Raw genomic sequence first — 13,655 nt, forward strand, 5'->3', positions numbered from 1 at the left:
ATTATCTATCCATTTATTAATTTTCTTCCAATACTTTTGTAGTAAAAGCCATGAATTTGTAATTCATCTAGATTATAAAGGTTTCTTCCATCAAAAATAGCTTTATTATTCATCTTTTTTTCCAAAATATCAAAATGAGGATTTCTAAATTCACCCCACTCTGTTACAATAATTAATGCATCTGCACCTTCAACACAATCATACATATTGTTGGCATACTCTATTTTATTGCCTAATATTTTTTTTACATTATTGACGGCAATCGAATCGTATGCTTTAACTTTTGCTCCTTTTTCCAGAAGCATATCGATTATTTCAAGTGAGGAAGCTTCCCGAATATCATCCGTATTTTCTTTGAAAGCTAACCCCCAAATTGCTATTTGTTTATTTTTTAAATCTCCTAAATATTTTTCGACTTCGGGTACTAATATGGTTTTTTGTCTTTGATTTACCTCTTCTACAGATTCTAAAATTTCGAAAGTATATCCAACTTCTTTTCCGCTTTTAATTAAAGCTTTTACATCCTTGGGAAAACAACTCCCTCCATATCCTACACCCGGAAATAAAAATCGATTTCCGATCCTTTCATCCGACCCCATACCTAATCTTACTTTATCAACATCTGCTCCTACTTTTTCGCAGTAATTAGCTACTTCATTCATAAAGGTGATTTTAGTGGCTAAAAAAGAGTTTGAAGCATATTTTGTTAACTCAGAAGATTTTTCATCCATCTTTATCATTTTAGCACCGGCATTAGTTAAGGACAAATAAATTTTATCCATTATTTCAAATGCTTTCTGTGAACCGGCTCCCACAATTACTCTTTCAGGATTCATAAAATCTTCCACAGCGTATCCTTCTCGTAAAAATTCCGGATTTGAAACCACATCGAAAGGTACTTGAGTTTTTGATTTTATCAGGTTTTTGACTTTTTCTGCTGTACCTACCGGAACCGTACTTTTATTTACAATTAAGGTATATTCAGTCATTAGATATCCTATTTGACCGGCAACTTCCAGTACGTAAGATAGATCCGCTGAGCCATCTTCTCCCGGTGGAGTTGGCAAGGCTAAAAATATTACATTTGAAACTCGCATTGCTTCACTCAAATCTGTGGTGAAAAACAAACGGCCTCCTTTTATATTTCTCAGAAATACTTCTTCTAATTGTGGCTCATAAATAGGTACTTGCCCATTTTTCATCAAGGTAACTTTTTCTTCATTTATATCAACACAATGTACACTATGTCCCAAATCTGCAAGGCATGTTCCTGAAACCAGTCCTACATATCCTGTACCAACAATTGTAATATTCATATATTTAAATATTTTACAAAAATATAATTTATATTTTATTAATTATTTTATCTATTAGTAATACTATAGGTTTTCAATAGGATTAAAATAATTTATAGGATATTCCCCAGAAAAGAGATATATTTGCCGATCCTTTATCTTTCCCATACCCGGGAATAACTAAATTATCAACATTTTTCTGTTTGCTGGAAAACAATAGAAATTTCGGACGAACCATGAAATCAATATAAAAAGGTGAGTTTCCAATTTGAACTTTAGCTCCAGCTACTGCTTCTATCCAGCCGGAACTTACATTTGCTTCTGGTAAAGAACCTTCTCCAATTATTTGTATTTGTCCTTCGGGATTCATTCCCTTAAGAGGATATTTTTTTACATTTTGCTTGAAGGGGGAATAGCCAAATCTTCCTCCTATATAAAACCCTTCGCCTGATTTTTCATAGTTGTTAGTTAAAATATAATTTATTCCTATTTCTCCAAAAACTCCTTTTGCATCTATATTCCAGTTATTTTTATTATAAATATTTTTTTCATATCCTACTTCGGCAACAGCCAACCACCTATTTTTAATTTTATAAGCAATAAAACTACTATAATTTTTTTTATCTGCAAAAAAACCAGCAACCGGATTTAATAAATCCACTCCTATAAATAGTTGATGCTTTGGGTTTTTTACCGGGATAGAATCGTTGCTTTTAGTTTGGGAATGAGCATATATCCCCAGAAATACACTAATAAGCAATACGTAAATTCGTAGTGGATTCATTATAAATTTGATTAGTTTGACCTGTTATGGATTTTATAGTTGTAAGCGCAGTTGCATCATAAGTCACCTCATTAAATGTTACCTTGAATCCACATGCCTTTGAAACAAATTGCTGATCAGTCAAGTATTTTATTGTAATAATATTTTTACTTGAATCCGGAGTATGCAGTGTATCGTATAAATAAAAAACAGTTTCATCGGATAAAGAATTTAAAGGTAATTGAATACTGTCTTTCCCAAGAAAGACACCTTCAGAATGTACAGAACCATCCGGCATTTTCCTGTCAACATATAATCGGGGTTTCTTATATTTACTACCTAGACTATCCAATTGTATAGTCAATCTCGGTGTAGTAACTTTGTCGCAAACATCATCATCTACACAGGAAAAAACGAGTAACCCTATAAAGAATAGGACGAATAGTATATTTATTTTTTTTTGAAACATTTTTATTTTAGTTTAAGAAGCGCAACGCTTTCTACATGATAAGTCTGTGGAAACATATCTACAGCTTGAACTTTTACAACCTCGTATTTTTCTTTCATCAACTCCAGATCCCTAGCTTGTGTTGCTGAATTACAACTTACATAAACTATTTTTTGAGGGGCTATGCGTAATATAGTGTCTACTACATTTTTATGCATTCCTTCTCTCGGCGGATCGGTAACGATAATATCCGGATGACCGTTTTCATGAATAAATTCTTCCGTGAATATATCTTTCATATCTCCACAGTAAAAACGACAATTTTTAATATTATTATATTCAGCATTTTCTTTCGCAGCTTTTATTGCCTCGGGTACCGCTTCTACACCGACCACCGTTTTTGTTTTACGAGAAATAAATTGCGCTATGGTCCCTGTTCCTGTATAAAGATCATACACTACTTCATCGCCTTTTAAATCTGCAAAATCTCTTGCTATTTCGTATAATTTAACGGCTTGTTTATAATTAGTTTGAAAAAATGATTTGGGTCCAATTTTAAATTTTAGTCCTTCTATCTCTTCCGTTAAAAAACCATTTCCATGGAATATTTTAACATCCAAATCATATAAGCTGTCATTTCCTTTAGAATTTATTGCATAAAGAATCGTTTTTACTTCAATAAATTCTTCGCGAATATAGTTCAACATTTTGCTAATATTTTGCTCATCCTCTCTAAAAAACTGTAACAAAACCATTAGATCATTTTTAGAGTTAGAACGAATCATTAATGTTCTAAGAAATCCGCTTTGTTCTTTAAAATCATAAAATTCCATCTTATGCTTTAAAGCAAATGCTTTAATTGAATTTCTGATTTTATTTGAAGGTTCTTGTTGTAAAAAACATTCTTTAATGTCTAACACTTTATTCCATTGTTGAGGTATGTGAAAACCCAACGCATTTTTATCCTCAATATCTATATCGGATTGTATTTCCTCAGATGTCAACCATCGAGCATTCGAAAAGGAAAATTCCATTTTATTTCTGTAGAAATACTTATCCGTCGAAGGGACAATGGTTAATTCTTGAAAATTATCAATTTTTCCAATTCTTTTTATATTATTGTAAACCTCTTTCTCTTTATATTCTAATTGTTTTTCATAAGAAAGATTTTGCCATTTACAACCTCCGCATATTCCAAAATGCATACATTCGGGATCCACTCGATCAGAAGAATAGTTAATAAAATCTAAAACTTTAGCTTCGTAATAATTTTTTTTAGACTTAATAACTTGGGCATTAACTACATCTCCCGGTACAGCATATCCTACAAATACTGTTTTTCCTTCTTCAGTTTTTCCTATCGCAACCCCTTTAGCTCCGGCAGTAGTAAGTTCTAAATTGGGGATTTGTATATTTTTTTTTCTTCTCAAACTACAGAATATAAAATAAGATTACAAAAATACACAAAAAATGTATTCTATAAAAAGAGTTTATATTTACTGATTTTGAACTGAATACCCTGCATATTTTTATCTTATAAAACTATTTTAATCTAAAAAAATACTGTATTTTTGAGTTTTGAAAAACAATACAAAATTAATTAGTCCACAATGAATTTATTATCCGATCGCGTTAATCGTCTTAGCTATTCTCAAACCTTTGTAATGTCTAACAAAGCTCGAGAATTAAAAGCTCAAGGAATCAATGTTATTAGTTTAACTTTGGGAGAGCCTGATTTTGAAATTCCTGAATTTGTAAGGGAATCTGCCATCAAAGCGATTAATGATGGTGTTAAATCCTACACCCCCGTTCCCGGATATCTTGAATTAAGGAAAGCTATTGCTAATAAATTTAAAAGAGACAATAATTTAGAATATAAACCTGATCAAATAGTTGTTTCCACCGGAGGAAAACAGTCTATTATTAATGTGTTGCTTTCGATCATTAATGATGGAGATGAAGTAATTGTTCCTGCCCCTTATTGGGTAAGTTATTATGAAATGGTTAAACTTGCCGGAGGGGAAAATATTGTGGTAACTACTACCATTGACACTGATTTTAAAATCACTTCCGAACAGCTTGAGAATGCTATAACTCCAAAAACCAAAGCGTTTTTATTCAGTTCTCCATGTAATCCTTCGGGAACTGTCTATACTAAAGAGGAATTATATGCCTTAGCTAAGGTATTGGAAAAGCACCCTAACGTAATTATTATTTCTGATGAAATATATGAATATATAAATTATGAAGGAAAACACGAAAGTATAGCTCAATTTCCTGAAGTTTTTGATCAGACTGTAACAATTAACGGAGTTTCCAAATCATATGCTATGACAGGTTGGAGAATTGGATATTTAGGAGGCCCAAAATGGCTTACTGATGCTTGTGATAAAATTCAAGGACAAATGACCTCAGGGGCAAATTGTATTGCTCAAAAAGCCTCTATAACAGCTATAGAAGCTGATCCTTCGGTTATTAATTATATGATTGACGGTTTTAAAAAGAGACGGGAGCTCGTATACAATTTGCTGCATGAAATCCCGGGATTTAAAGTTAATAAACCGGCCGGAGCATTTTATTTCTTTCCTGATGTATCTATTTATTTTGGGAAAACTATTCAAGGACATAATATTACAAATTCCGATGATTTTGCTTTATTATTATTAGAAAAAGCACATGTAGCTACAGTGGGTGGTGTATGTTTTGGAGACAGTAATTGCATAAGGTTATCATATGCGGCTTCTGAAGAAGATCTTATTGAAGCTTTAAAAAGAATTAAAAATATCTTATCGTAAAATAATTATTTCTTATTTATAAAAAATAAAAGCTGTGAAAATTCACAGCTTTTATTTTTAGTAAATATTCAAACCTAATTTATTAGGCTTCAGTTAATTTATCTATTTAGATAAATCAACGGTTTCTGCTGTCGGGGCATTGTTCATTACTGATTTTACACCATTTTTAGCATTAGTTTCATTGTCATAAAGCTCACTGGTTCCTACTATTTGTCCGTTACCGGCCTTTAAGTTAAAAAACCACTTTTTGTTAGTGGACTGTTTCAATTCAAAACGATCTTCGTTTTTAGAATTTCTCTTTACAGAACTAACGCCTTTTTGACAATTTGTTTTTTGGGTATATCCTTCACTTGCCAGGATAATCTGCCCGTTTTTCGCTTTCAGTCTAAATCGAAAAGCACCTGATTTGTCTTTAAAAATTTCAAACATAGTTGTACAAATTTTAGTCTTACTTTATTAAGCTTTTTAGTGTTATTTATCCAACTAATTACAGTATTCTTGTTTTTTCAACAAATAATAGAGTAATAATGTTCTCCTTTTCTAAATAATTTCATACAAAGATATAAGTTCTAATTAATAAAGAACAAGAATAATATATTTTTATGACATAATACACATAAAGTTTGTAAATATTATTTCCATAAGTGCTAGTTTGACATAATTCTTTGCCTTTCCACTTCATAGCAAACTATTGCAACTGCATTGCTTACATTTAATGAATCTATTTGTCCTTTCATAGGTATTAATATATTTTCTTTCATTTTATCTTTCCAAAAATATGAAATACCTGAATGCTCGGTTCCAAATATAACTGCAGCTGATTGGGTAAAATCAACATTTTGTATAATTTTAGAAGATTCATTCATATAAGTAGCATAAATCGGTATATTTTTTTTTATAAGAAAATCATATATATTTGTGTTTTTAGCTGATATAATAGGAATATTAAAAAAACTTCCTACTGATGAACGTATTACATTGGGATTATATAGATCTGCTTTTTCTTCACATACTACAACCATATCTACACCAAACGCATCTGCTGACCTGCATATTGCCCCAAGATTACCCGGTTTTTCAATTGATTCAATAATCAGGATTAATGGGTGATCCGGCAATTTTATTTGGTCTAATTCATAGTTCTTATATTCATAAACCCCTAGTATGCCTTCTGATATTTTCCTATAAGCTATCTTATCATAAACAGATTGTGATACTTCATATTTGATAGCGGAAGAAGGAAGTGTTATAGAATCTTGAAAAATATGTGGTTGTACGTAAAATTCAATAGGAACAAAACCATTTTTTAAGGCAAAAAAATTTTCGTTTTTGCCTTCAACAATGAATTTCCTTTGACTTTTCCTTTCTTTACTTTTTTCTAATAATTTTACTAAATTCTTTATTTTTGGATTTTTATTACTTTCTATATACATGATATAAAAGAAATTTGGCAAAAGTAAAAAAACTTATTCATTATTTAGATAATTTTATTACTTATATTTGAATTATTAGCATGAAAATTAAAAAACAATCCTTTTTTTATAGTCTTTTCTTTAGTGTTTTAGTAATAATTTCCTTAATCCTTAGTTATAACCTTTCAACTAAAAAATTAAATCTTGAACAATTTAATATAGAACAGTTAAGTTCTGAAGATATTGTTATAAATTATATAAAAATACACCATTCCTTACCAAATTATTATATTAAAAGATTAGATGCGCGTAAAGCCGGTTGGAAACCTGAAAAAGGTAATTTATGTCAAATTCTTCCGGGAAAAATAATTGGTGGGGATTTATTTAAAAATAGAGAAAATAAAATTCCGTTCAAAAAGGGAAGAAAATGGACGGAAGCCGATTTGAATTATAAATGCGGAATGAGAGGAACTGACCGTATTATTTTTTCGAATGATGGACTAATTTTTGTAACTTATGACCATTATAAGACTTTTCAACAAAGATGAAAACAGTTTCTTTTGATTTTGTCTCTATTTCTTCTTTACCTAAATTTTACCGAGTTTTTCAAAAAAAATTTGGTCTTGATTCTCATACGGCTAATAACTTGGACGGACTTTGGGATACGCTTACCGGTATTATTGAATTGCCTGTAAAAATTATTTTTCAAAACTTAGATTTAGATAAACTCCAAAAGTTTAAACAATTAATTGCCTTATTTGAAGAAGCTGAAAAAGAAACTGATAGAGAACTCGTGTTTTCTTATTTTTTATCCAACTAACTTATAATTTTGGATTACCTTTGTTGCTAGTGTTGCTAGAAACATAAATTTACTTTATTAAAAACAATATACTGTGTCCGATAAAAAACTAGTCATAATTCCTACATACAATGAAATTGAAAACATTGAAGATATTATTTCATGTGTGTTTAGCCTGGAAGAGGATTTCGATATATTGATTGTAGATGATTCTTCTCCTGATGGCACTGGAGAGAAGGTTGCCGACTTAATTCCAACATATTCCAATCGTCTTTTTTTAGAAGTTCGAAGTACTAAAAATGGCTTGGGAAGAGCCTATATCCATGGTTTTAAATGGGCATTGCAAAAGGGATATGACTATATTTTTGAAATGGATGCTGATTTTTCACATAATCCGAATGATTTAATTAAACTGTATCGGGCTTGTAAAAATGGAGCAGATTTAGCTGTTGGTTCTCGTTATTGCCAGGGAGTTAATGTAGTTAATTGGCCGATGAATCGGGTGCTACTTTCTTTTTTTGCCTCTAAATATGTGCGTTTGATTACCGGATTGCCCATTAACGATTCTACTGCCGGTTTTGTATGTTTCACTAGAAAAGTATTGGAGGAATTACCTCTAGATCAAGTGGAATTAGTAGGATATGGCTTTCAAATTGAAATGAAATTTCGCGCGTATTGCAAAAAATTTAAAATTGTTGAAATTCCTATTATATTTACAGACCGAACTAAAGGAAAATCGAAAATGAGTGGAGCCATCATCAGTGAAGCTGTTTTCGGAGTAATTAAAATGAAATTTATGTCTTTATTAGGAAGATTATGAGGCTTTATTTATATATATTTATTAGTCTGTCTTTAATGTTTTTTTCATGCCAACATCCGCTTGAAAAACCTGATCATCTGCTCTCTAAAAAGGATATGATTGCTATTTTAAGTGACATATATTTATATAAACAAACTCCTACCAATCTTCCATTGGATCAAGAAACTGCTTTTGATACATACGTTTCTATATTTAAGGCTCATCATACCACTAAAGAAATTTTTCAAAACAGTTACATATATTACTATACAGATGTAAATGCTTTACAGCATATATATGATAAAGTTATTGATAATCTTAAAAGTAAATTATCTAAAGATCAGCAACAACAATTAAAAGAAGAAGAATCACCCGAAAACCCTTGATAAAATGAAAATCAAATTTTTAGTTCTATGTATATTTTTTGTCTCAATGGTATTTTCACAAGATAAAAAAATATATAATCCTGATGATCATGCTCAACAAAAAATTGATTCTTGTATTAGTGAAGCTAAAAAAGAAAAAAAATTTATTTTGCTTCAAATCGGTGGGAATTGGTGTATCTGGTGTATTCGATTCAATACTCTAACTCAAAATAACGAGGCTATAAAGAATATTTTAACGGAAAATTATATTGTATATCATTTAAATTATTCAAAAGAAAATAAAAATGAGTCTATTTTAGCCAAGTTAGGATATCCTCAACGTTTTGGTTTTCCAGTATTTGTAATCTTAAATGAAAAAGGTGAAAGAATTCATACGCAGCAGTCTGATTTTTTAGAAGACAACAATTCAGGATATGATGTTAAAAAAGTTGAAAAATTTTTAAATGATTGGTCTCCTAAAGCCCTTGATCCCAATTTCAATAATTAATTGAAGGTATTTTCGTTTGTTATTAAAAGCGTAGGTTAGCTAATAAAAGCTATTATTTATTATTCTAAATTTTAAAAATGATCTTTATGAGATTTGATAAAAGTATATTGTTATCTATAATTTTATGCATATTCGTAGTAAATATTAATGCTCAAAAAATAACATTAGAAGAAATATGGAGCGGTAAATTTTATCCAAAAACCATTTCAGGAATAAAATCTTTAAAAAATGGTAAAGAATATACTATTCTAACTAAAAATGGTATTGAAAAATATTCCTATGAAACCTTTGATAAAATAAATACGATCATTTCGGGCACTTATTCCGATTATTTATTTAATAACGATGAAAATTATTTACTTTTAGAAAATAAATCGTTTCCAATATATCGACGCTCAAAATCGGTAATTTATACTCTGTATAACATAAAAACCCAATCATTTTTTGAGGTTTTTAACAAAAAGCCCATACAAGAACCTATTTTTTCTCCTGATGGTTCTAAAATAGCATTTGTTTATGAAAATAATATCTATTATCAAGAATTTCCCTCATTGCAAATAACACAAGTTACGCATGATGGAAAAAAGAATAAAATCATAAATGGAATTTCAGATTGGGTTTATGAAGAAGAGTTTGCTCATGTCAGAAATTTTGAATGGTCGCCGGACGGAAAAAATATTGCCTTTATACATTTTGATGAATCTCATGTTAAAGAAGTTGATTTTCCATTATATGAAAACTTTTTGTATCCCGATCATTTCATTTATAAATATCCAAAAGCTGGAGAAGACAATTCTATTGTTACCTTAAAGTTATATAATTTAGATAAAAAAGAAATTAATACGGTTTCTTTATCTAACTACGAAAACTATTATATTATAAATAGTAAATTCTCACCCAATGGAGATTTATTCGCAATAACTTCCAATCGTTTTCAAAATAAAATTACTGTTTTAAAAATAAACCCGGCAAATCTTAACACTCAATTATTAGTAACGGAAACATCCACTACTTGGATTGACACTGACAAACTTTATATTAATTTATTAGCCGATGGAAATTTTGTTTTAAACTCCGAAAAAAGCGGCTACAATCACTTATATCTTTATAATGCTAAAGGACAATTAATAAAACCTATAACCAAAGGGAATTGGGACGTAATTCGGATTTATGGAATGGATAATAAAAATTCCCTCATATACTTTCAATCCAATGAAAAAGGATCTAACAATAGGATAGTTGCCTCCGTTAACATTAAAACCGGTAAACAGAAAATTTTAACAGATGAAATAGGAACCCATAATGCCTCTTTTAGTACTGATTTTTCTTATTTCATCGATCAATTTAGTACAGCAAATACACCTCCTGTATTTACATTGAGGAACAATAACGGATCTATATTAAAAACTCTGGAAGATAATTCGTCCTTAGTATCTTATGCCAATATGAAAGAAATTCAAAAATTAGAATTTATTGAAATTCCTACTAAAAATGGGATTAAGTTGAAATCATACATGATTAAACCTATAAATTTCAATCCTGATAAAAAATATCCTGTTTTAATGTATGTATATGGAGGGCCCGGATCTCAAACGGTAACCAATTCTTGGGATTCATTCAATTATTGGTGGCACCAAATGCTTGCGCAAGAAGGGTATATAATTGTTTCCGTTGATGGTAGAGGAACCGGTGGAAGAGGGGAAAACTTTAAAAAATCAACATATAAACAGCTAGGTAAACTTGAACTTGAAGATCAAATTGCTGCTGCAAAGTGGTTGCAAGCCCAATCCTTTATCGATTCTAACAGAATTGGAATATGGGGTTGGAGCTTTGGAGGTTATTTAACTTCTCTATGTATGACAAAGTCTAATGGATTATTTAAAATGGGAATAGCTGTTGCGCCGGTAACCAATTGGAGATTCTATGATACTATTTATACCGAACGATTTTTACAAACTCCACAAGAAAATCCAACAGGATATGACGAAAATTCACCTATAAACTTTGCAAAAGATTTACAGGGTAAATTTTTAATTATTCATGGAACGGCAGATGACAATGTACATTTTCAAAATTCTGCAGCAATGATCAAAGCTCTTATTGAAAATGGAAAACCATTTGATACAGCTATTTACCCTGATAAAGATCATGGAATTTATGGCGGAAATACTCGATATCATTTATATCAAAAAATGACTGATTACATTAAATCAAATTTATAAGAATTTTTTAAATTGACATATATTGTTGATACATATATGTTTTTAGTATTTCTTTAAATTGTATTGAATAAAATTCTTTGTAATTAATAAAATATACTTTATTTACTATAAATAAAGAAAATACTATTATTCAGTAATTAAATATATTTAAAATCGACAAAAATCTACATTAACAGAGTAATATAGACTTTTTTATGACGTGATAATATAATATATAAATTTTTATAAAAACATAAAAAAGAAATTCAAGTTAATATTTTGGCTTTATTTTTGAGAAAGTATAGTATTAATAATATTTTATATAATTAAAATATTAATTTTTTTTATATTAATAATATAATATTTCTTTTATAATTTTTTTTATTTAAACAAAATAATAATATGATTCAAATTTATTTTCTAATTCAGTGTTTATTTTAATACTATTATACTAATAATACCTTTTTTTTAAATATTTTATTTGGATTTATATTAAAAATATATTGATTGTCTTATAATTCAAGGCTAATAAATGTATAATTCTTTATTTTGAATAAAAGAAAATATTATCTTTGCTAAAATTTTAAGGATGACAATATATAAAGCCAGAGAATCGACAGATGTAATTGAAAGATTATATATTACCATGCGTCATCTTTTTAACCGAGGCGGTTTTAAACCAACTGGAACGTCTGGTCTTGAGCTCAGAAACTATCTTTTAAAATTAAATCCAGAAATATACGGATCAATAGCAGATCCGGATAAAGTAGAACTTAATGGGCTCAACTATGTATTAGATAGACTCCCCCAAGGGATTGAAGAATGCTCATTTATATTTTTAACCTCCAATGAAGGGTTAGACAAATCATCTTTTACTCCGATTTATCCTAAAAAAAGAAGGAGAACTTGTTATCGGGTGGATGAGCACCAAATGAACATTGAAGTATTATTAGGAAGATCTGAAATTTATGATATACTAACCCACCTTACGTTTTTATACAATGAAGCCGATAAAATTAGAAAAAGAACCCATGATTTTAACGGAAAAGTAGGAAGAATCTGGATATCTGTTGAAAATGCAGCCTTAAGCTCTGAACCTTTAAAAAGAAAAGAAAGAGAGGTAATTTTAGCTCATATAGCCACCATGTTGGGCAGAAGCTTTGATGAAGTAATTACTGCTTATAAAAACTTTCAAGAAACAAATGATCCTGACCGTTTTATAAAGATTATTTACAATTTAGGAAGAGTAAGCAAAGAAGACGAATTAGGAATTCGAAGAAGAGAAATATTCTTCAGTTCCATTTTGAAGGAAAGAGTGGGTCATCATTTATTTGGTGAAAAATGGGCGGAAAATGTTAAAAAAACTTTAGTTAAAAATAAGCTAATAAATAAAAAAATTCACATTATAAGCTCCAATATGCATAGTGTGAAAAACATGTTATATGCCTTTGATTCTTTAAATAAGACTTTTCACGTAGATGAAGAATTAAAAATGTATGAAGATTTAAGCAAAAATTTAGATTTAGTTGATTCTGTAAGAAATTATGCTCAAAAAAATGGCATGATATATATAAAAGATACCAGCGGATCTAATATAGACGTTCAAATCTTTGATCTATCTAAAATAAATTTTAAAAACACCCCCTTTAAAAATATTAAAAACGTAAACAAAGAAGACATTTTAATTGTTTACGATTATGCTTTCGGAGAACAGGCTTTTGAGATAATGGACGAATTATTGAGGCCAATAAATAATGCGAAAGAAAAATTAAATCTAAATGTTGACTCAATATCTATCTTAGGTAAAGCCGGAATTTTAGTTGGAAATAAAGGCGATATTATGATTCCAGCTGCCCATATTTTTGAAGGGACAGCAGATAACTATCCTTTTCATAATCAACTTTCTTTAAAAGATTTTGAAGGATATAATATTAATGCTTATAAAGGAGCTATGATTACTGTATTAGGCACTTCCTTACAAAATAAAAATGTTTTAACTTATTTTATGCAAACATCTTGGAAAGCCATCGGATTAGAAATGGAAGGAGCTCACTATCAAAAAGCTATTCAAGTGGCATCTAAAATACGAAAACATATTGGCGAAAATGTAAAATTAAGATATGCCTATTATGCCTCAGATAATCCTTTAGAAACCGGAAGCACTTTAGCATCAGGAGGATTGGGCTTAACCGGTGTAAAACCTACTTATTTGATCACTCAAAAGATACTTGAGCAAATTTTAAATTATAAAAATTAATTCACACTTAATA

The 13,655-nt window shown here is 29.6% G+C and carries 14 protein-coding genes; 8 read left to right on the forward strand and 6 right to left on the reverse strand.

Annotation, left to right across the window (positions count from 1 at the left end; translation table 11 throughout):
- Positions 1-5 precede the first annotated feature (5 nt).
- The 4 genes from GYM72_RS09240 to rlmD all read right to left on the reverse strand — a co-directional run bounded on the left by GYM72_RS09240 (position 6) and on the right by rlmD (position 3,936).
- On the reverse strand, positions 6-1,316 hold the full coding sequence (locus GYM72_RS09240) for a UDP-glucose/GDP-mannose dehydrogenase family protein (RefSeq protein ID WP_220264194.1): 1,311 nt from the start codon (positions 1,314-1,316) through the stop codon (positions 6-8).
- An 82-nt stretch (positions 1,317-1,398) separates the two neighbouring features.
- On the reverse strand, positions 1,399-2,079 hold the full coding sequence (locus GYM72_RS09245) for a DUF6048 family protein (RefSeq protein ID WP_220264195.1): 681 nt from the start codon (positions 2,077-2,079) through the stop codon (positions 1,399-1,401).
- Entirely contained in the window at positions 2,045-2,527 is a 483-nt protein-coding gene (locus GYM72_RS09250; RefSeq protein WP_220264196.1) for a DUF6452 family protein, read from the reverse strand. Before GYM72_RS09250 ends, GYM72_RS09245 begins: the two co-directional genes overlap by 35 nt.
- A gap of 2 nt (positions 2,528-2,529) precedes the next feature.
- Complete coding sequence (rlmD, locus tag GYM72_RS09255; protein WP_220264197.1) at positions 2,530-3,936, reverse strand: 23S rRNA (uracil(1939)-C(5))-methyltransferase RlmD; 1,407 nt, start codon at positions 3,934-3,936, stop codon at positions 2,530-2,532.
- 180 nt (positions 3,937-4,116) lie between these two features.
- Between rlmD and GYM72_RS09260 the strand changes: the two genes are divergently transcribed.
- Entirely contained in the window at positions 4,117-5,301 is a 1,185-nt protein-coding gene (locus GYM72_RS09260; protein ID WP_220264198.1) for a pyridoxal phosphate-dependent aminotransferase, read from the forward strand.
- A 102-nt stretch (positions 5,302-5,403) separates the two neighbouring features.
- Here GYM72_RS09260 and GYM72_RS09265 read toward each other — a convergent pair whose 3' ends face one another.
- Both GYM72_RS09265 and GYM72_RS09270 read right to left on the reverse strand, forming a co-directional pair.
- Positions 5,404-5,730, reverse strand: coding sequence for a YegP family protein (locus GYM72_RS09265; protein ID WP_055425503.1), 327 nt, complete (start codon positions 5,728-5,730; stop codon positions 5,404-5,406).
- Positions 5,731-5,948: 218 nt separating this feature from the next.
- Positions 5,949-6,734 carry an RNA methyltransferase gene (locus GYM72_RS09270; RefSeq protein ID WP_220264199.1) on the reverse strand — a complete coding sequence of 262 codons (786 nt, stop codon included), beginning with the start codon at positions 6,732-6,734 and terminating at the stop codon, positions 5,949-5,951.
- An 80-nt stretch (positions 6,735-6,814) separates the two neighbouring features.
- Between GYM72_RS09270 and GYM72_RS09275 the strand changes: the two genes are divergently transcribed.
- From GYM72_RS09275 to GYM72_RS09305, 7 genes are all read left to right on the forward strand, one after another.
- On the forward strand, positions 6,815-7,261 hold the full coding sequence (locus tag GYM72_RS09275) for a ribonuclease domain-containing protein (protein ID WP_220264200.1): 447 nt from the start codon (positions 6,815-6,817) through the stop codon (positions 7,259-7,261).
- Positions 7,258-7,533, forward strand: a complete 276-nt coding sequence (locus GYM72_RS09280) for a barstar family protein (RefSeq protein ID WP_220264201.1) — start codon at positions 7,258-7,260, stop codon at positions 7,531-7,533. The genes GYM72_RS09275 and GYM72_RS09280 overlap by 4 nt, the downstream gene beginning before the upstream one ends.
- Positions 7,534-7,606: 73 nt before the next feature.
- Positions 7,607-8,332 (forward strand): polyprenol monophosphomannose synthase, encoded by a 726-nt coding sequence (locus GYM72_RS09285; RefSeq protein ID WP_166004943.1) that lies wholly within the window; start codon positions 7,607-7,609, stop codon positions 8,330-8,332.
- Positions 8,329-8,697, forward strand: a complete 369-nt coding sequence (locus GYM72_RS09290; protein WP_220264202.1) for a DUF4296 domain-containing protein — start codon at positions 8,329-8,331, stop codon at positions 8,695-8,697. The genes GYM72_RS09285 and GYM72_RS09290 overlap by 4 nt, the downstream gene beginning before the upstream one ends.
- Positions 8,698-8,701: 4 nt before the next feature.
- Complete coding sequence (locus tag GYM72_RS09295; RefSeq protein WP_160567876.1) at positions 8,702-9,184, forward strand: thioredoxin family protein; 483 nt, start codon at positions 8,702-8,704, stop codon at positions 9,182-9,184.
- Positions 9,185-9,270: 86 nt separating this feature from the next.
- Complete coding sequence (locus tag GYM72_RS09300; RefSeq protein WP_220264203.1) at positions 9,271-11,406, forward strand: S9 family peptidase; 2,136 nt, start codon at positions 9,271-9,273, stop codon at positions 11,404-11,406.
- A 568-nt stretch (positions 11,407-11,974) separates the two neighbouring features.
- Complete coding sequence (locus GYM72_RS09305; protein WP_220264204.1) at positions 11,975-13,642, forward strand: hypothetical protein; 1,668 nt, start codon at positions 11,975-11,977, stop codon at positions 13,640-13,642.
- Positions 13,643-13,655 lie beyond the last annotated feature (13 nt).

Origin of the sequence: Apibacter sp. ESL0404, assembly GCF_019469245.1 — a bacterium.
In the GTDB taxonomy this organism is placed as follows: domain Bacteria; phylum Bacteroidota; class Bacteroidia; order Flavobacteriales; family Weeksellaceae; genus Apibacter.